The 18,404-nt window shown below is 60.9% G+C and carries 16 protein-coding genes and 1 pseudogene; 8 read left to right on the forward strand and 9 right to left on the reverse strand.

Annotation, left to right across the window (positions count from 1 at the left end; all coding sequences use genetic code 11):
• Positions 1-338 precede the first annotated feature (338 nt).
• Entirely contained in the window at positions 339-524 is a 186-nt protein-coding gene (locus HDE79_RS13770; RefSeq protein WP_184602565.1) for a hypothetical protein, read from the reverse strand.
• 109 nt (positions 525-633) lie between these two features.
• Complete coding sequence (locus HDE79_RS13775) at positions 634-828, reverse strand: rubredoxin (RefSeq protein WP_184602566.1); 195 nt, start codon at positions 826-828, stop codon at positions 634-636.
• Positions 829-938: 110 nt separating this feature from the next.
• Here HDE79_RS13775 and thiE point away from each other — a divergent pair, with 110 nt between their 5' ends.
• Together thiE and hemL are read left to right on the forward strand one after the other, a co-directional pair.
• Positions 939-1,589, forward strand: coding sequence for a thiamine phosphate synthase (gene thiE, locus HDE79_RS13780; protein WP_184602567.1), 651 nt, complete (start codon positions 939-941; stop codon positions 1,587-1,589).
• A complete protein-coding gene (gene hemL / locus HDE79_RS13785) occupies positions 1,586-2,869 on the forward strand; it encodes a glutamate-1-semialdehyde 2,1-aminomutase (protein WP_184602568.1) in 1,284 nt (427 codons plus the stop codon). Before thiE ends, hemL begins: the two co-directional genes overlap by 4 nt.
• 57 nt (positions 2,870-2,926) lie before the next feature.
• Here the strand turns inward: hemL and HDE79_RS13790 are convergent, their stop codons facing one another.
• The 6 genes from HDE79_RS13790 to HDE79_RS13815 all read right to left on the reverse strand — a co-directional run bounded on the left by HDE79_RS13790 (position 2,927) and on the right by HDE79_RS13815 (position 8,451).
• On the reverse strand, positions 2,927-3,346 hold the full coding sequence (locus tag HDE79_RS13790) for a VOC family protein (RefSeq protein ID WP_184602569.1): 420 nt from the start codon (positions 3,344-3,346) through the stop codon (positions 2,927-2,929).
• A 39-nt stretch (positions 3,347-3,385) separates the two neighbouring features.
• The gene (locus tag HDE79_RS13795) at positions 3,386-4,702 is read right to left on the reverse strand and encodes an acetylornithine/succinylornithine family transaminase (RefSeq protein ID WP_184602570.1); all 1,317 of its coding nucleotides are present in this window, start codon (positions 4,700-4,702) and stop codon (positions 3,386-3,388) included.
• A gap of 75 nt (positions 4,703-4,777) precedes the next feature.
• Positions 4,778-5,596, reverse strand: a complete 819-nt coding sequence (locus HDE79_RS13800; RefSeq protein WP_184602571.1) for an NAD(P)-dependent oxidoreductase — start codon at positions 5,594-5,596, stop codon at positions 4,778-4,780.
• A gap of 58 nt (positions 5,597-5,654) precedes the next feature.
• Positions 5,655-6,257, reverse strand: a complete 603-nt coding sequence (locus HDE79_RS13805) for an LON peptidase substrate-binding domain-containing protein (RefSeq protein WP_184602572.1) — start codon at positions 6,255-6,257, stop codon at positions 5,655-5,657.
• A 111-nt stretch (positions 6,258-6,368) separates the two neighbouring features.
• Positions 6,369-7,772 carry a UDP-N-acetylmuramate:L-alanyl-gamma-D-glutamyl-meso-diaminopimelate ligase gene (gene mpl / locus HDE79_RS13810; RefSeq protein WP_184602573.1) on the reverse strand — a complete coding sequence of 468 codons (1,404 nt, stop codon included), beginning with the start codon at positions 7,770-7,772 and terminating at the stop codon, positions 6,369-6,371.
• A gap of 94 nt (positions 7,773-7,866) precedes the next feature.
• A complete protein-coding gene (locus tag HDE79_RS13815; RefSeq protein WP_184602574.1) occupies positions 7,867-8,451 on the reverse strand; it encodes an adenylate kinase in 585 nt (194 codons plus the stop codon).
• A gap of 212 nt (positions 8,452-8,663) precedes the next feature.
• Between HDE79_RS13815 and HDE79_RS13820 the strand changes: the two genes are divergently transcribed.
• The 6 genes and pseudogenes from HDE79_RS13820 (at position 8,664) to HDE79_RS13845 (ending at position 17,461) form a co-directional block, all read left to right on the forward strand.
• Entirely contained in the window at positions 8,664-9,941 is a 1,278-nt protein-coding gene (locus tag HDE79_RS13820; protein ID WP_184602575.1) for a 6-phosphofructokinase, read from the forward strand.
• Between the two features lie 358 nt (positions 9,942-10,299).
• Positions 10,300-12,357 carry a sodium-translocating pyrophosphatase gene (locus HDE79_RS13825; RefSeq protein WP_184602576.1) on the forward strand — a complete coding sequence of 686 codons (2,058 nt, stop codon included), beginning with the start codon at positions 10,300-10,302 and terminating at the stop codon, positions 12,355-12,357.
• 222 nt (positions 12,358-12,579) lie between these two features.
• The gene (locus tag HDE79_RS13830) at positions 12,580-14,670 is read left to right on the forward strand and encodes a prolyl oligopeptidase family serine peptidase (RefSeq protein ID WP_255488438.1); all 2,091 of its coding nucleotides are present in this window, start codon (positions 12,580-12,582) and stop codon (positions 14,668-14,670) included.
• A gap of 155 nt (positions 14,671-14,825) precedes the next feature.
• Positions 14,826-15,680: a 2OG-Fe(II) oxygenase gene (locus tag HDE79_RS13835; RefSeq protein WP_184602578.1), complete on the forward strand. Its 855-nt coding sequence runs from the start codon at positions 14,826-14,828 to the stop codon at positions 15,678-15,680.
• Between the two features lie 90 nt (positions 15,681-15,770).
• Positions 15,771-16,307, forward strand: coding sequence for an inorganic diphosphatase (gene ppa, locus HDE79_RS13840; RefSeq protein ID WP_184602579.1), 537 nt, complete (start codon positions 15,771-15,773; stop codon positions 16,305-16,307).
• Positions 16,308-16,445: 138 nt separating this feature from the next.
• Positions 16,446-17,461: pseudogene (locus tag HDE79_RS13845) on the forward strand (zinc-binding alcohol dehydrogenase family protein).
• A gap of 71 nt (positions 17,462-17,532) precedes the next feature.
• Here the strand turns inward: HDE79_RS13845 and HDE79_RS13850 are convergent.
• Positions 17,533-18,129 (reverse strand): ferritin-like domain-containing protein, encoded by a 597-nt coding sequence (locus HDE79_RS13850; protein WP_184602580.1) that lies wholly within the window; start codon positions 18,127-18,129, stop codon positions 17,533-17,535.
• Positions 18,130-18,404: the final 275 nt, after the last annotated feature.

Here is an 18,404-nt window from a genome sequence, read left to right on the forward strand (position 1 = left end):
TCAACCACTTGCAACCGATTCCTCGTGTTGCGTCTAAGACGTTTCGTCCTAGGTGAGCCGCCCATTCTATATCGTTTTTTGTGGCCGTCAACACCGTTGATGAAGATATTTTTCATCGCTGCGTTTGTCGGAACCTTCGAAGAAACACGTTTCGTCGAAGGGGGATGAATCATAGCGCCGCGGCAGGAATCTGTGAAGAGGGCGTGTGCATATTTCTGCACGCATGACCGCATGACTTAGTCACGCAGTCGACTGCCCGCCTGCGGAAGGTACCTCTGCGATAAAAACTCAACGAGCGAAGCGAATGCCTACTTAGGTAGGCGAGCACTGCATACGCTTTACGAAACAGACTGGCTCTCAATCGGTAAGGATTCGCAGATCAGCGCCGGTGCGATGCTCGAAAGCATAGCTGGAGCATCGCACTGACCACTACGCAACATACCAACGCGGTAAGGAACCAAGTCTTCGAGGCGTAGATGCGCCAGCGCGTCCCAGTCATCTTCGAAAGGAATGAACTGCTGCATGAGCTGCCCCCTGAATGATGCGTCGCGCGATAGTGCGCACCAACATCACAGCAGATGCCCGGGCCAATATCGTGGCGAGATCGGGCCATTCAGGGGCGCTATAGAAGCTTTAGTCGATTTCGATCATCTCGAAATCATCCTTGGTGGTACCGCAATCCGGACAGGTCCATGTTTCGGGTACGTCCTCCCAGCGCGTACCGGCAGGAATGCCTTCATCGGGCACGCCGATGGTTTCGTCGTAGATATAGCCGCAGACAACACACATCCATTTGCGGTTCGCGGCTTCGGAGGAACTCTGGCTCATCGTCTGGGCTTCTTTGATCACGAGATAATGGTGCATTCTCGCAACTCGCCCGGGATTGCGAAAGCATTCGTGACAGCACGCCGCCCGGACTTACCCCGTAAGGAGACGATTTGAAATCGTTCGCACCATTGGCAGGCCGCGGCCTGTATGTCATTACCGACGGTCCACGACCCGACTTACTAGAAGTTGCCGCACAAGCGCTGGCTGGCGGGGCGCGAGTAATGCAATACCGCGACAAGACGGTCGACGCCACACGGCGTCACGCCGAGGCCAGTGCGTTGAAGCTGCTTTGCCATTCTCATGGCGTGCCATTCATCGTCAACGCCGATGCCGCTCTTGCACTGGCGATTGGCGCCGATGGCGTACATCTAGGCCCGGAAGATGGTGACCTTGCCAACGCGCGTGCATTACTGGGCGATCAAGCAATCATCGGTGCCTCCTGCCTTGCCTCCTTGCAGCGCGCCGAAGCGGCCATGCATGCCGGTGCAAGTTATGTGTCGTTCGGCGCGTTCTTTGATTCGCCCACCAAACCTCTGGCAGGGCGGGCATCGGTCGACTTGCTGAGGCAAACCGACGCGCTTGGCGTGCCACGGGTAGCGATCGGCGGCATCACGCCGGACAATGGCCGGCTACTCGTCGATGCCGGTGCGAATTTTCTGGCTGCTGTTTCGGCGGTATTCGGCGCTACCGATGTGCGTGCTGCCGCGCAACGTTTCACCGACCTGTATTCATCCGATCGCAATCACGGAACACCTGCATGACGACCAATCACGAACTGTTCCACCGCGCACAAGGCCTGATGCCCGGTGGCGTCAACTCGCCGGTGCGCGCATTCAAATCGGTCGGCGGCGAGCCGTTCTTTACCGCACGCGCTGACGGTGCCTATCTGTGGGATGTCGAGGGCAAACGCTATATCGACTACATCGGCTCGTGGGGCCCGATGATCGTGGGCCATAACCATCCTGCCGTGCGAGAGGCTGTGGAGCGGGCAGTGAAGAATGGGCTGTCGTTCGGCACGTCCTGCCCGGCCGAAGTCACCATGGCCGAAACGATCACGCGGCTGATTCCGTCGATCGAGATGGTGCGCATGGTCAACTCCGGCACGGAGGCGACGATGTCGGCGATCCGACTGGCACGCGGCGCCACCGAGCGCAGCAAGATCGTGAAGTTCGAAGGTTGCTACCACGGTCACGGCGACAGCTTTCTGGTCAAGGCCGGTTCCGGCGCACTGACGTTTGGTGTGCCGACTTCGCCAGGTGTGCCGAAGGCGAACGCCGATCTCACACTGACGCTGCCGTACAACGATCTCGATGCCGCCAAGACATTGTTTGCGGAACACGGTGACCAGATTGCCGGACTGATCATCGAGCCGGTTGCTGGCAACATGAACTGCATTCTGCCTTTGGACGGCTATTTGCTGGCACTGCGCGAACTGTGCACTCAACACGGCGTACTCTTGATTTTCGACGAAGTGATGACCGGCTTCCGCGTAGCACTGGGCGGAGCACAAGCGCATTACGGCGTTACGCCAGACCTTACCTGCTTCGGCAAGATCATCGGCGGCGGCATGCCGGTAGGTGCCTATGGCGGCCGACGTGACCTGATGGAACAGATCGCTCCGTCGGGCCCGATTTATCAGGCAGGCACGCTCAGCGGCAATCCGGTCGCGATGGCGGCGGGACTAACAGTACTCGAGCTGATCCAGGTACCCGGCTTCCACGACGCGCTTTCCGCAAAAACGCAGTTGCTTACCGATGGACTGCAGTCGATTGCGGATGAGGAAGGCATCCCTTTCAGCACCAATCGCCTCGGCGGCATGTTTGGCCTGTTTTTCACCACCGAAAAAGTGACTAGCTATGTTCAGGCCACAACCGCCGACAGCGCGCTGTTCAACCGCTTCTTCCACGGCATGCTGAAACGCGGCGTGTATCTGGCGCCATCGGCTTTCGAGGCAGGGTTCATCTCCAGCGCACACAACGAACAGGACATTGCCGACACACTGCAAACGGCTCGTGAAGCGATGCGCGACGCGCGCCTATGATTCAAACCGCCGCACGACTTTGAGTTCGTGCGGCAGTTTGCAGTTATGCCACCAGCATTACCAGACGCCGCTATTCGCCATCGACACCCATGGCTCCTGCGGCGGCAAGTGGCCGTCCTGAAGTAGCTCTACCGAGATCAGGTCAGGCGAACGCACGAAAGCCATGTGGCCATCGCGCGGTGGGCGATGGATGGTGTAACCCATCTTCTGCAGTCGCGCGCAGGTGGCATAGATGTCATCCACGCGAAACGCAAGGTGGCCGAAATTGCGTGACGAGCCGTGGTCCTCCTCGGAGCCCCAGTTATAGGTCAGCTCGATTTCAGCTTCAGGACTTTCTTCCGCGGCGAGAAACACCAGGGTGTACTTGCCTTCGGGAACCTCCTTGCGGCGGATCTCTTGCAGACCCAGACCCTCGCAGTAAAAGCGCAGGGAGGCATCGAGGTCGTGCACGCGCACCATGCTGTGCAGGTATTTCATGGGAAATGCTCCATCAAAATAAGCAAAGATCTCTTGCGCTCAGCGTGCCACGAAATCCCGGAGCGCCGCGTGCAGACGCGAGAGACCATCGGTCAGGTCGGTATCGGAGATGATCAGCGGCGGCACAAAACGCAGCACGTCCGGCCCGGCCTGCAACAACAGCAGGCCATGCGCAGCGGCATGATCGAGTACATCGCCCGCCCTACCTTTGTACGCATCCGCCAGAACCGCGCCGATCATCAACCCACGACCACGCAATTCGGCGAACAGCTGCAGCTCGTTGTTGATTCGCGCCAGACCTTCGCGCAAGGCGCTTGCCTGCCGTTGCACGTTAGCCAGCACCACGGGCGAGGACAGCTTGGCCAGCGCTACGCGCGCCACTGCCGCGGCCATCGGATTGCCACCGAACGTGGTGCCGTGGGTACCGTATTGCATCACCTGCGCCACCTTGGCGCCGGCCAGCATGGCGCCGATCGGGAAGCCGCAGCCGAGTGCCTTGGCCAGCGTCACGATGTCGGGTGTTACCTGATCCTGCACATGCGCGAACAGCGTGCCAGTGCGACCCATGCCGCATTGGATCTCGTCCAGTACCAGCAGCGCATCGTGCTGGTCGCACAACTCGCGCACGCGTTTCAGAAAGCCTGGCGCCGCCGGCAGCACGCCGCCTTCGCCCTGCACCGGTTCGAGCATCACGGCAGCCACGTCACCAGCGGCGAACGCCGCCTCAAGCGCCGCGGCGTCATTGAAGGCGAGGTAGCGGAAGCCAGCCGGCAGCGGTTCGTAGCCTTCCTGATATTTAGGCTGCGCGGTCGCCGTGACCGTAGCCAATGTGCGGCCGTGGAACGATCCCTGAAAAGTGAGAATAACGCGCCGCTCCGGCGGTCGGCCTTGTGCTGCCGCCCACTTGCGCACCAGCTTGATCGCCGCTTCGTTGGCCTCCGCGCCGGAGTTGCACAGGAACACGCGTTCGGCAAAACCCGAGGCGCGCACCAGCTCCTGCGCCAGATGCAGCGGCGGCTCGGTATAAAACACGTTGCTGCTGTGCCAGAGCTTCTGCGCCTGCGTGGTGAGCGCGGCGAGCAGGTCCGGATCCTGATGGCCCAGCGCGTTCACCGCGATGCCCGCACCGAAATCGATGTAGTCGCGCCCTTCGCTGTCCCACACGCGCGATCCCTTGCCGTGATCGAGCAGCAGGTCACGCGGCTTGTAGACCGGCAACCAGTAGCGTTTGCCCAAATCGAGCAATGATGCCGTCGTGTCGCCGCCGCGCAATGGGCTTTCGCCGCGCGCGTGCTCATGCGGCACATCGCTCTGAAAGCCGCTGTGGTGGGGAATGGGGTCGTTGGATGCCTGCATGGTGTTCTCCAGCCTCGCTGCGAACGAGGCCACATCAATAAAACTTTCAGTGCGGCCAGCTTGTTGCGGCCTCGATCAATCCAGAAAAAAATCCGGCAGTAAAGGGGTGCCCGGCTTCACAGCATAACGATCGAAATCAGTGATGCCCTCATCGCGCAATACCTCGTCATCGATAGCGAAATGACCGGTGTAGTCACGCGATGGCCGCGTCAGTATTGCGTGCGCGGCGTCGGCCACGATGTCCGGCGTGCGGCACTGTTCGGGCTTGACGCCGTCGATCATGCCGATCGCTGCAGTGGCGACCACCGTGCGCGGCCACAGCGCATTGACCGCGATACCAAGTGACGCGAATTCCGCGCTCATGCCCAGCACGCACAGGCTCATGCCGTACTTGGCGATCGTATACGCGGTGTGTTGCGCAAACCATTTCGGGTCCAGGTTGAGCGGCGGCGACAGCATCAGCACGTGCGGGTTGGCAGCCTGCTTCAGATAAGGCAGACAGCTCTGTGTGACCAGAAAAGTGCCGCGCGCGTTGACCTGCTGCATCAAGTCGAAGCGCTTCATCGGCGTCTCGGCGGTGCCAGCCAGCCAGATCGCACTGGCGTTGTTGACCACGATGTCGATGCCGCCGAAATGCTCGGCTGCCTGCGCGGCGGCGGCGCGAACCTGCTCCTCTTCGCGGATATCCACTTTGAGCGGCAGCGCATGGCCACCCGCTTCTTCGATCGCCGCGGCAGCACTGTGAATCGTCCCAGGCAATTTAGGATTGGCCACCGAACTCTTCGCGGCGATCACGATATTGGCGCCATCGCGTGCCGCACGCAGGGCAATCGCGAGGCCGATGCCGCGCGATGCACCGGTAATGAACAGGGTTTTGCCGGCTAGAGTACCCATGCGCGTGAAGTCCGTCGTGAATAGTGGTTTGGAGCGTGCCAGTCTAAAGGTTGGCGGCTCAGGCTTTCTGAAAGCGCGGCAGAATATCGCGCAGTTCAGCCAGCCGCAGCAGCGGATCGGTCAGCTCGAGCATGTGCTGCTGTTCTGTATTATCCAGCGGCAGCAGTTCGGCCAGGCGATAGCCGACCCAGCTGGCGTCCTCATAGGCACTGCGTGGCGCATCGCGCCAGTGTGGTGCCATGGTCTCGATCAATCGCTCGAGAATGCTCTGCAGCAGGGCAAATTCCACCGGCACCACAATCTCTGGTTCGGCCGGCCAGATTTCGATATCGCCGCGTAAAAGACCATCGGTGCGCACGCGGCTTCGACCCACCCGGAAACGCGAGCCACCTTTGGCAACGATACCGAGCAAGCCATCATCGTCACGATCGAAATCGTGGATATGCGCGATCGTGCCAACGGCCGCGGGTACGCTGGGATCACCGACCTCGTAACCTTGCAGGATCAGGCACACACCGAAGCCGGTGTCATGGCGCGTGCATTCGCGCACCATGTCGAGGTAACGCGGTTCGAAGATACGCAGCTGCAGCTGACCACCGGGAAACAACACCGTGTTGAGCGGAAACAGGGGCATCTCGATCAGTGGAGATTGGGCAGCCATACGGCAAGTGTAGCGAGTGCACACCCGGCGAACCACGCTGCGCGTGACCGCTGCTTCGCATTACTGTGCAGGACTTTGCGATAGCTGGATTTGCATCACGGCGAACGCGTATCACTGATCGCGCAGGCGCTCGACGAAACGCCGTGGTGCCGCTTCGAAGCCACCGTTGGACATGAAGATGACCTGGTCGCCGGCTTTGACCTGCTCACGCAGCGCGTCGATCAGGGCATCTACCGTCGGCACTGTGCTGCCACGGCCGTTCAGCGCGTTCGTGACCTGGCTGGCATCCCATGCCAGTTCCGCGCGATGCAGAAAGATCACCGCGTCGGCGTCGGCCAATGACGGCGCCAGCGCATCGGCGTGAGCGCCCTGACGCATCGAATTGGAGCGTGGTTCCAGCGCCACCAGAATGCGTGCGTCACCCACCCTGGCACGCAGACCGGCCAGGGTGGTGGCGATGGCGGTGGGGTGATGGGCAAAGTCGTCGTAGACGCGTACACCGTTGACTTCACCAACCAGTTCCATGCGGCGTTTGACGCTCTGGAATGTAGCGAAAGCTGTCAGCAGCTTACGTGGATCGGCACCGGCGGCCGTCGCCGCAGCCAATGCGGCCAGCGCATTCATCACACTGTGATGGCCAAGCAGTGGCCAGCGTACTTGACCAATGAGTTCGCCCGCGCGATGCACGGCAAAGGCTGAGCCGTCTGCCTCGATCAGACTGGCCTGCCAGTCGCCCCGGCCGATGCCAAAGGTTTCCACCGGTGTCCAGCAGCCCATCGCCAACACCTCGGCGAGGCGATCATCGTGGGCATTGACGATCAGCCGTCCATTTCCAGGGACCGTGCGCACCAGATGATGAAACTGGCGTTGGATCGCCGCCACGTCAGGAAAGATATCCGCGTGGTCATATTCGAGGTTGTTGAGGATCGCGATGCGCGGCCGGTAATGCACGAACTTCGAGCGCTTGTCGAAAAACGCGGTGTCGTATTCGTCGGCTTCGATCACGAACGGCTTGCCGCTGCCCAACCGTGCCGACACGCCGAAATTACCCGGCACGCCGCCGATCAGGAAACCCGGCGAGAGATCGGCCTGCTCTCTTGAAGCCTGTCCCAATGAAGCCTGTTCCAGCAGATGTGCCAACAGGCTGGTGGTGGTGGTCTTGCCATGCGTGCCGGCTACGGCCAACACTTCACGGTCGACCAGCAACGTCTCGCCCAGCCACTGCGGACCAGAAACATAGCGCAATGACTGATCGAGCATGTATTCGACGGCGGGGTTGCCACGAGTCATCGCGTTGCCGACGACGACAAGATCGGGCGCGACGTGATCCCGCGCCGGCTGCAGGTGTTCCGCTTTATAGCCCTGCATCAGCTCGATGCCGAGCGCTTCCAGTTGGGTGCTCATCGGCGGATAGACGTTGGCATCCGACCCTTCCACTTCCAGCCCCAGCTCGCGCGCCAATGCAGCAACGCCGCCCATGAAGGTGCCGCAGATGCCGAGGATGTGCAGACGCATGGCTGGCCTTGATGGATGAATCGCGGTGCATGCTGATGGCACGCAACCAGAAAAAGTGTCGCTGACGCAGGTCGCCTCGCGGCGACCTCAAAAATCAGCCATGGACGGCTGCCGACCTGTCCTGCAACGCGCGCTTGACACGTACCGTGACTTCGCTCAATTCGCCCACGCCATCGACAACCTGCAGCTTGCCGCGGCGCGCGTAGAAGTCGGCAACCGGTGCAGTCTGCTCGGCGTAGATGGCCAAACGCTTGCGCACCGTATCCGGATTGTCGTCAGCGCGACCTTCGGCCTTGAAGCGAATTTCGCAGCGACTGATGATGACCTCGTTTGGCACGTCGAGCTTGACGACCGCGTCCAGCGGCTGGCCGATCTTGGCCAGCAGATGATCGAGCGCATCGGCCTGAGCCAGGTTGCGCGGATAACCATCGAGGATGAAACCGGCTTTCGCGTCGTCGTGAGTCAAACGCTCGCCGAGCATGCCCAACAGGATGTCATCGGAAACCAGCTGGCCGGCGTCCATTACCGCCTTGGCCTTCAGTCCCATGGCGGTGCCCGCCGCGACGGCGGCACGCAGCATGTCGCCGGTGGAGATATGCGGCACACCCAGTTCCGTCTTCAGACAGGTGGCCTGCGTACCTTTGCCCGAGCCGGGCGCACCAAGTAGGACCAGTCGCATAATGCTCCACACGTTTGGCAGGCTGCTGCACACTGCCGCAGCCCGCTTCATTCTCAGATTAAGCCGTCAAATTAGCGTTTGCATCGGGTGCCGTCAAACACAGGCGCCCTTTGTCATCATCCAAGTGCCTGTTGTGAAAAGATTTGCCATTCATGCTTGATACGCTCTCGCGATCAATCCGTTGCCCATCTGATTCACCATCGAGGATGCCCATGAGCCCGACCCGCCGCCAACCTGCCGCCACCGGCAATCTCCTCTACGCCCAGTCCGGTGGCGTGACCTCGGTGATCAACGCCACCGCCGCCGGTGTGATCGAGGCGGCGCGAACCAAGGGAGTGAAGGTGTATGCCGCGCGCAACGGCATTCTCGGCGCGCTGCGCGAGGAGTTGATCGACACCTCGAAAGAGTCGAAAGCGTCGATCACCGCGCTCCGCCATACCCCCGGCGGCGCGTTCGGCTCGTGCCGCTACAAGCTGAAGTCGCTGGAAGCGAACCGTGCCGAGTACGAGCGGCTGATCGATGTGTTTCGCGCGCACGACATTCGCTGGTTCCTCTACAACGGCGGCAACGACTCGGCTGACACCGCACTGAAGATCTCGCAGCTCGGCAAGTCGATGAACTACGATATCCGCTGCATTGGCGTACCCAAGACGGTAGATAACGATCTGGCCGTGACCGACTGCTGCCCTGGCTTCGGTTCAGTCGCCAAATACATCGCCATCTCCACCCGCGAAGCCAGCCTCGACGTCGCGTCGATGGCCGAGACTTCGACCAAGGTGTTCATCCTCGAAGTGATGGGCCGGCATGCGGGCTGGATCGCCGCGGCAGCGGGGCTGGCCGGCGATGGGGCCGATGCGGCGCCGCACATCATCCTGTTTCCGGAGAATGTGTTCGAGGAGGCCGCGTTTCTGGCCAAGGTCAAAGCGACCGTGGAGCGCGTCGGCTGGTGCACCGTGGTCGCGTCCGAAGGCGTGCGCAACGCGGCAGGCCAATTTCTTGCGGAGGCCGGCGGCCGCGATGCGTTCGGCCATGCGCAACTGGGCGGCGTGGCGCCGGTGCTGGCTGCGCTGGTGAAAGAAAAGCTGGGTTACAAATACCACTGGGCGTTGCCTGATTATCTACAGCGCTCCGCAAGACACGCCGCGTCAAGGGTCGATGCCGAGCAGGCTTACGCCGTCGGCAAGGCCGCCGTCGACTACGCGCTGAAGGGCATGAACGCCGTGATGCCGGTGATCGTACGCACCAGCGATGCGCCATATCGCTGGACCATCGAACCCGCGCCGTTGAGCAAAGTTGCCAACCACGAAAAGAAGATGCCGAAAAGCTTCATCACCCGCGATGGATTCGGCATCACTGCAGCAGCACGTCGGTACCTGGCACCATTGATCGGTGGTGAAGCACCGCTGCCCTACGGCAAGGACGGCCTACCCCGTTATGTGGAATTGAAGAACCTGGCGCTGGCGAAAAAGCTGGCGGACTTTGCGCAGTAAGCGAGCCGTTGGCGGGACGACAGCGATTCGCCTTGTTCAATCGGGCGAACGCTGCCTCGGGGTTCTCGGGTGATATCGGTTGCCTGATATCGATTGCATCAGGCCTCACCTCACACCGCATCCTTCGAACTCACTGCAGCCATTCGATGTTGATCATCAAAAAATCCATCGAGGGCACGTATCGACGCATGCTTATATTTTTGCGTAGCTACCTTGTGTCTGTGCGTTGCGCCGCACAACAGGATGCACAGCGTCGTCTGCCTATACTCCCAGCACCCGCCCGTACTGGACGGCTATCTCCGGGTTTACCGAAGGAAGACCCGGCACTTAGGGTGTGACTACTCGTAGGGAGGCTCCGATGCTGCAGCAATATGGCTGGTGGATTGTCGTTCTGACGTGTGCGGTGATAGCAATCATTTATGGCGCGGTTTCCGCGCGTTGGATCCTGGCGCAATCGCCAGGTAATGCGCGAATGCAGGAAATCGCAGCGGCAATCCAGGAAGGCGCCAGCGCTTACCTCAACCGCCAGTACCGCACCATCGGCATTGTCGGCGTGGTGCTGCTGCTGCTGATCGGCTTCTTTTTGAACTGGCCGACGGCGATCGGCTTTCTACTGGGCGCGATCCTTTCCGGTGCGGCCGGCTATATCGGCATGAACGTGTCGGTACGCGCCAACGTGCGCACCGCTGAAGCGGCGCGACGCGGTCTCAGTCCAGCGATGGACGTGGCATTTCGCGGCGGCGCCATCACCGGCATGTTGGTGGTGGGACTCGCCCTGCTCGGTGTCGCCGGCTACTGGATCGTGCTCAACAAGATCGGCATGCATGGCGAAGTGGCGCTGCATGCGCTGGTCGGACTGGCATTCGGCAGCTCGCTGATCTCGATCTTTGCGCGACTCGGCGGCGGCATTTTCACCAAGGGCGCGGACGTCGGCGCCGACCTCGTCGGCAAGGTCGAAGCCGGCATTCCCGAGGATGACCCGCGCAACCCCGCGGTGATCGCCGACAACGTCGGCGACAACGTCGGTGACTGCGCCGGCATGGCGGCCGACCTGTTCGAGACCTATGCGGTGACGGTAATCGCCACCATGTTGCTGGGCGGACTGATGAGCGAAGAAGTTGGTCCGAACGCCGTGCTCTATCCGCTGCTATTGGGAGCGGTGTCGATCATCGCGTCGATCATCGGTACGCTGTTCGTCAAGGTGAAACAGGGTGGCTCGATCATGGGCGCGTTGTACAAAGGTGTGATCGTCTCGGCGGTGCTGGCCGCGGCGGCGTTCTACCCGATTACCACCCAGCTGATGACCGGCTTCAGCCACGGCGCGATCAACCTGTGGGGATGCTCGCTGATTGGCCTGCTGCTCACCGGCGTCATCGTATGGGTCACCGAGTACTACACCGGCACGCAGTACAAGCCGGTACAGCACATCGCGGCGGCATCGACGACCGGTCACGGCACCAACATCATCGCCGGGTTGGGCGTGTCGATGAAATCGACCGCGCTGCCGGTTATTGCCGTGTGCTTTGCGATCTGGGGCGCCTTCGCGCTGGGCGGCCTGTACGGCATTGCGATTGCCGCAACGGCCATGCTTTCGATGGCGGGCATGATCGTGGCGCTGGACGCCTACGGTCCGATCACCGACAACGCCGGCGGCATTGCCGAGATGGCCGATCTGCCGCCGGAAGTGCGTGGCGTCACCGATCCGCTCGACGCGGTTGGCAACACCACCAAGGCGGTCACCAAGGGTTACGCCATCGGCTCGGCCGCACTGGCAGCGTTGGTGCTGTTTGCCGACTACACGCACAACCTCGATGTCGCCGCGCAGGCCAAGGCAGCCCTCACCGGCGCCACAGCCGTGCCGATGACGTTCGACCTGTCCGATCACATGGTGATTATCGGACTGTTGATCGGTGGCCTGATTCCCTACCTGTTCGGAGCGATGGCGATGGAAGCGGTGGGTCGTGCGGCTGGCGCGGTGGTCGAGGAAGTACGCCGCCAGTTCCGCGACATCCCCGGCATCATGCTGGGCACGGCCAAGCCGGAGTACTCGCGCGCGGTCGACATGCTGACCAAGTCGGCGATCCGCGAAATGATCGTACCGTCGCTGCTGCCGGTCGCCGTGCCGATCGTGGTGGGTCTGTTGCTGGGGCCGAAGGCACTGGGCGGCGTACTGATCGGCACCATCGTCACCGGCCTGTTTGTGGCAATTTCGATGACTACCGGCGGCGGCGCCTGGGACAACGCCAAGAAGTACATCGAAGATGGCCACCACGGCGGCAAGGGTTCTGAAGCCCACAAGGCGGCCGTGACCGGCGATACGGTCGGCGACCCGTACAAGGACACCGCCGGCCCCGCCGTGAATCCACTGATCAAGATCATCAACATCGTGGCCTTGCTGCTGATTCCTTTGCTGTAAGGGCTTCAGCGGCTAGAAAAATCCCGCTTCGGCGGGATTTTTTATGCGTGCATCGAATGGCTCACCCTGACTTTAGTCACAGGCGAGGATGGCCGGTCGCAGTTACGCTCGATTGATAGCGGCCGGCGCCGCACACCGTTTTACACCCGACAACTCGCATACGAGGCGCACACGATGAAATCGGTCTGGATGATGCTGGCACTCGGCGTCACACTGGTAGGCATGAATACAACTCACGCCGACAACAGCAAACCCAATCCCGCAGCAGCCGACAACCAGGTAACCGACGATCCGTTCCTGTGGCTGGAAGATATCCATGGCGCCCGCGCGATGGACTGGGTGAAGACCGAGAACGCCAAGACCACCAAACAGTTCGTCGGCAATGCCGAGTTCGACAAGACTCGCGACAGCATTCTCGAAGTGCTCGACTCGGACGCACGCATCCCCGCGGTCAGCCGCATGGGCGACTATCTGTACAACTTCTGGCGCGACAAGGCCAACCCGCGCGGCATCTGGCGTCGCACCACGCTGACCGAGTACCGCAAGCCCACCCCGCAGTGGGAGGTCCTGCTGGACATCGATGCGCTGAACAAGGCCGAGAACAAACGCTGGGTGTTCAAGGGTTCGGATTGCCTGAAGCCAGCCTATACCCGCTGTCTGCTGTCGCTGTCGCCCGATGGCGGCGATGCGGTGACCGTGCGTGAATTCGATATCCCGAGCAAATCATTCGTCAAAGGCGGATTCGAGCTGCCGGTGGCCAAGACCCAGGCCAGCTGGATCGACGAGGACACTCTCTACGTCGGCACCGATTTCGGCCCCGGCACGATGACCGCATCGAGCTACCCACGCATCGTCAAAGAGTGGAAGCGTGGCACGCCGATCTCAGATGCGAAGACGGTGTACGAAGGCAAGACGACTGACCTGGCGGTAGGCGCGATGCACGATCGCACTCCCGGCTTCGAACGCGACTTTGTCTCGGTCGCAAAGGACTTCTTCCACAGCGAGCTTTACCAGCGAAAGAACGACAAACTCACCCGCGTCGATGTACCAACCGACGCCAGCGCCGACACGCATCGCGAGTGGCTGCTGGTGCAGACGCGCTCCGAATGGACCGTCGGTGGCAAGACGTATCCATCCGGTGCACTGCTGGCGGCAAACTTCGATGCATTCATGGCCGGCAAGCCCGCGTTCACCGTGTTGTTCAAGCCCGATGCACATACCTCGCTGGAATCGTATGCATGGACCCAGCATCACCTGATCCTCGACGTACTCGATGACGTCAAGAGTCGATTGGAAGTACTCACGCCGCCAGAAAAGGCCATCACGGCCGGCGACTGGAAGCGCGAGGCCGTGCCGGGCGCGCCAGCGCTGAGCTCGATCAGCGTGGCCGACACCGACCCCGACAACAGCGACGAATACTGGCTCGACGTCACCGGCTTCCTCACCCCGTCATCGCTGCAGCGCGGCGTGCTGGGCAGCGTGCCCGCCGAGACGATCAAGCAGGACCCGGCATTCTTCGACGCCTCGACATTCGAGGTGAGCCAACACTTTGTCAAATCGAAGGATGGCACCCGTGTACCGTATTTCGAGATCGCGCCGAAAGGCATCAAGCTCGACGGCTCCAACCGTACCCTGCTCTATGGTTACGGCGGTTTCGAAGTCTCGCTGTCGCCGCATTACAGCGGCAGCATCGGTCGCGCGTGGCTGGATCGCGGCGGCGTCTATGTGCTGGCCAATATCCGCGGCGGCGGCGAATACGGCCCGCAATGGCATCAGGCGGCGCTGAAAGCGAATCGTCCCCGTGCCTACGAGGATTTCGCGGCCGTCGCCGAGGACCTGGTCAAACGCGGCGTCACCTCCGCCAAGCACCTTGGTGCTGAAGGCGGCAGCAACGGCGGCCTGCTGATGGGCAACATGCTGACGCTGTATCCGCAGCTGTTCGGCGCGATCGCCTGCGAAGTGCCGCTGCTCGACATGAAGCGCTACACGCACCTGTCGGCCGGCGCGTCGTGGATGGCTGAATACGGCAACCCGGATACGGCGGACTGGAACTTCATCAAGACATTCTCGCCATACCAGAACGTGAAGAAGGACGGCCATTACCCGCCGGTACTCTTCTACACCACCACCAGCGACGACCGCGTCGGACCGGTGCAGGCACGCAAGATGGCCGCAAAGATGCAGGCGATGGGTCATCCGGACGTCTGGTTCTACGAGAACCTGGAAGGCGGCCACGGTGCCGGCGCCGACAACAAGCAGGCGGCACTGATGCATGCACTGGCCTATGACTTCCTGTGGGATCAGCTTAAGTAAGGCACGCGCCAGCCGATAGCTGACAACGCCAACGAGCCGGCATTTGCCGGCTCGTTGGTGTGGAGGTACCCGCAAATTTTGGCTTGTCCTCACGAATTTCACTCGCAACCGCGGCTAAAGTAAGCTTTCGACGTTATCGATCAGCTCAAGCCGCCATGAACTCACGCCCATCGATCCGCCCTGAACTGCGCGAATGGATTCTCTCCACGACGCGTGCCGGTCATAGCGTGCCGGAAGTGTTGCAGCTGATGAAACAAAGCGGCTACGACCCGCGCCAGAGCCGCAGCATCGTGGCTGACGTGCTGAAAATCCCTGTGGCGACGCTGAATTCGACGACCGTACCCACTGCAGCAAGCACGCAGCAGGCCAGGCGAACCAGGCATCCCGAAGCACCCAGCGTTAGCGTCGACGGCCATCGTGTCGATATATCGCTGAGCGTGGACAAGCCGGCCCTGCGGGTTCTGGATGGCATTCTCTCGGAAAACGAATGCGCCGAGCTCATCGAGCTGGCGCGACCGCGGCTGAAGCGCGCGATGACCGTCGATACCGACGGCAAAAACCAGGTCGATCACCGTCGCACCAGCGAGGGCATGTTTTTCACCCTCAACGAACTGCCGCTGATCGGCAAGATCGAGCAGCGCCTCGCCACCCTGCTCGATATGCCCGTCAGCCACGGCGAAGGCTTGCAGATCCTGCATTACCTGCCCGGTCAGGAGTACGAGCCGCACTTCGACTGGTTCGATCCCCAGCTGCCCGGCTTCGGCACCATCACCGCGGTGGGCGGCCAGCGTATCGCCAGTATCGTGATCTACCTGAACACGCCCGAGGGCGGCGGTGGCACCGCGTTTCCGGAAATTGGCCTCACAGTCACCGCACGGCGCGGCTCAGCGGTCTATTTCGCCTACGACAGTGGGGACCAGAGTTCGCTGCATGCAGGCCTGCCGGTCATCAAGGGCGAAAAATGGATCGCAACCAAATGGCTGCGTGAAAGGCCTTATAAAAAGGCCTGATGAGTGGGCGGCGATGGCCGCGCTGCTGCGTCGCAACAGCGTTTCGCGTATCCTCAACGGCCAACTTTTTCAAAAAACCAAGGACAATCCATGGGACTGCATCTCGTCTCCGCCGGCCGCGATGTGCCGAACGAAATCAACGTCATCATTGAAATTCCCAAGGATGCCGAGCCGGTAAAATACGAAGTTGAGAAGGAAAGCGGCGCAATATTTGTCGACCGTATCCTCTCGACGCCGATGCGTTACCCGTGCAATTACGGTTACGTACCAGGCACGCTGGGTGGTGACGGTGATCCGCTGGACGCGCTGGTGATCCTGCCGCTGCCGCTGATTCCGGGTGCGGTGATCCGTTGCCATCCCGTCGGCATGCTCAAGATGACCGACGAGGCCGGCAGTGACGAAAAGCTGGTGGTGATTCCGACCGCCAAGGTATTCCCCGGTTATGCACACATCACCGACATGAGCGGTGTGTCGGGGCATTGGCTCGAGCGCATCGGCCACTTTTTCGAGCACTACAAGGATCTGGAAAAAGGTAAATGGGTCAAGGTTGAAGGCTGGGTCAGTGCTGACGAAGCCAAGGCCGAAATCCTGGCCGGCGTGCAGCGTTACCTGCAGGACAAGCACTGATCGCGGATAGCATTATCCCGCATTGATGCATCGGCGCGGCGTTTCGAGAGAAGCGTCGCGTTTTTTATAGCCGACAAGCGACCGCATGCTCACTTTGTCGCCGCTATGCTTTCCCGCCATCCGCCCACGGAGCCTGCCATGAAAGCCGTCGCCCTCACCCACTATCTGCCGATCGACGATCCGCGTTCACTGATCGACGTCGAGCTTCCCAAGCCGGTCGCTGGCGGTCACGATTTGCTCGTACGCGTGGAAGCCGTTTCAGTCAATCCTGTCGACACCAAGGTACGCTCACCCAAATCGCAGGTGGAAAGCGAGCCACGTGTGCTGGGTTACGACGCCGCCGGCATCGTCGATGCCATTGGCGAGTCGGTCACCGGCTTCAACGTCGGCGATCGCGTCTACTACGCTGGCGACATTACTCGGTCCGGCAGCAATGCCAGTACCAGCTGGTCGATGCCCGCATCGTGGGACACTCGCCAAAATCCGTGGACATGGCTGATGCCGCCGCAATGCCGCTGACGACAATCACGGTGTGGGAGCTGCTGTTTCAGCGCATGCCGTTTGACAGTGAACGCGGCGGCGAAGGCAAGTCGCTGCTGATCATTGCCGGCGCCGGTGGCGTAGGCTCGATAGCCATCCAGCTGACGCAGCGAGCGGGCTTTACGGTTATCGCCACCGCGTCACGCGCGGATACATCCGACTGGTGTCGCTCCATGGGCGCCCATCACGTGATCGACCATCGTCAGCCGCTGCCAGCGCAGCTGCAGGCACTGGGCTTTGCGGAAGTGGATGCCGTACTGAACTTCGCCAACACCGATCATTACTGGACAACGATCGGCGAGATTCTGGCACCGCAGGGCCATGTCGGACTGATCGTCGAACCGAGCGGTGCATTGCACATTGGCGATCCCTATAAATCCAAATGCATTGGCATTCACTGGGAGATGATGTTCGCTCGCGCGCGCTACAAGACGGCGGACCAGAACGAACAGGGGCGTATTCTTGAGCGTGTGGCGGTATTGATCGATGCCGGCGAACTTCGCGGCACGCGTACCGAAACGCTTGCGCCTATTTCAGCGAACACGCTGCGTGAAGCGCATCGACAGCTGGAGTCCGGTAAAACGATCGGTAAATTGGTGCTGGCCGGCTGGTAGCCTGGTTCAGGTAGATTTAGAGATTCAGTAAATAAAAAAGCGACGAATTCGTCGCTTTTTTATTTCTCCAGCTAGCTGGCCTTGGCAATAGGCCTTTTGCCTGGCGCCGGCTTGGCCGGCTCGCCCTTCTTGCCCAGTTGCTCCAGCAACGTGTTCATGTCCTCGGCGTGCTCTTCCTCCATCGCCAGAATGCCTTCCAGCATACGGCGTGTGGTCGGATCATCCGTGCCGACGTAGTCGATGATTTCGCGGTAGCTGTCGATCGCGATGCGTTCGGCAACCAGGTCTTCCTTAATCATGTCGACCAGATCGACTCCTTCAACATAATCCGCATGGCTGCGGCTGAGCATGCCCTCGGGGGAAAGGTTCGGCTTGCCGTCGAGCTGGGTGATACGTTCGGCGATCAGGTCAGCATGGCCTTGTTCCTCGTTCGCGTGCTCAAGAAACTCGGACTTCACGCTCTGCGAATTGATGCCCGACGCCATGTAGTAGTGGTATTTGTAACGCAACACGCAAACCAGTTCGGTCGCCAGCGCATGGTTGAGCAGCTTCACCACAGTAGCGCGGTCTGCGCTGTAACCTGCAGTCATCGCGCCTTGCTCAATATCCTTTCGCGCGCGCTTGCGAATGTTTTCAATGTCGGTGACGAACGGCTTGGCCTTGGCCATGGCTTGCTCTCCTGAAGTGCGTGATTTGCGATACGTGGAAAGTACCGACTTGAACAATCGTCGATACCACCGAGTCGCCACAGCCTAAGAACGCGCATGGAAAAGCCAAGTGAAGGCGGCTGCGTATGGCTGACGTAATCACAGCATGTATCTGTGCATCCAGCGATCCTGGAGCAAGACAAGATTCGCCCGAGGGCTCGGGCAGCTGAGCTTTGGCTCAGCGGGTTCTGCCAACAATTTGTCGGGGCGCGTGCAGTTTGGACCAGATAGCCGCG

The sequence above is a fragment of the Rhodanobacter sp. MP1X3 genome, from assembly GCF_014207165.1.
Classification (GTDB): domain Bacteria; phylum Pseudomonadota; class Gammaproteobacteria; order Xanthomonadales; family Rhodanobacteraceae; genus Rhodanobacter.

Excerpts from the sequence above, each read along its gene's own strand:
- HDE79_RS13825 (WP_184602576.1), top strand. The coding sequence starts at position 10,300 with ATGCTGCAGCAATATGGCTGGTGGATTGTCGTTCTGACGTGTGCGGTG.
- HDE79_RS13790 (WP_184602569.1), bottom strand. The coding sequence starts at position 3,346 with ATGAAATACCTGCACAGCATGGTGCGCGTGCACGACCTCGATGCCTCC.
- HDE79_RS13850 (WP_184602580.1), bottom strand. The coding sequence starts at position 18,129 with ATGGCCAAGGCCAAGCCGTTCGTCACCGACATTGAAAACATTCGCAAG.
- HDE79_RS13815 (WP_184602574.1), bottom strand. The coding sequence starts at position 8,451 with ATGCGACTGGTCCTACTTGGTGCGCCCGGCTCGGGCAAAGGTACGCAG.
- mpl (WP_184602573.1), bottom strand. The coding sequence starts at position 7,772 with ATGCGTCTGCACATCCTCGGCATCTGCGGCACCTTCATGGGCGGCGTT.
- HDE79_RS13770 (WP_184602565.1), bottom strand. The coding sequence starts at position 524 with ATGCAGCAGTTCATTCCTTTCGAAGATGACTGGGACGCGCTGGCGCAT.
- HDE79_RS13800 (WP_184602571.1), bottom strand. The coding sequence starts at position 5,596 with ATGGGTACTCTAGCCGGCAAAACCCTGTTCATTACCGGTGCATCGCGC.
- hemL (WP_184602568.1), top strand. The coding sequence starts at position 1,586 with ATGACGACCAATCACGAACTGTTCCACCGCGCACAAGGCCTGATGCCC.
- HDE79_RS13820 (WP_184602575.1), top strand. The coding sequence starts at position 8,664 with ATGAGCCCGACCCGCCGCCAACCTGCCGCCACCGGCAATCTCCTCTAC.
- HDE79_RS13775 (WP_184602566.1), bottom strand. The coding sequence starts at position 828 with ATGAGCCAGAGTTCCTCCGAAGCCGCGAACCGCAAATGGATGTGTGTT.
- HDE79_RS13795 (WP_184602570.1), bottom strand. The coding sequence starts at position 4,702 with ATGCAGGCATCCAACGACCCCATTCCCCACCACAGCGGCTTTCAGAGC.
- ppa (WP_184602579.1), top strand. The coding sequence starts at position 15,771 with ATGGGACTGCATCTCGTCTCCGCCGGCCGCGATGTGCCGAACGAAATC.
- HDE79_RS13830 (WP_255488438.1), top strand. The coding sequence starts at position 12,580 with ATGAATACAACTCACGCCGACAACAGCAAACCCAATCCCGCAGCAGCC.
- HDE79_RS13835 (WP_184602578.1), top strand. The coding sequence starts at position 14,826 with ATGAACTCACGCCCATCGATCCGCCCTGAACTGCGCGAATGGATTCTC.
- HDE79_RS13805 (WP_184602572.1), bottom strand. The coding sequence starts at position 6,257 with ATGGCTGCCCAATCTCCACTGATCGAGATGCCCCTGTTTCCGCTCAAC.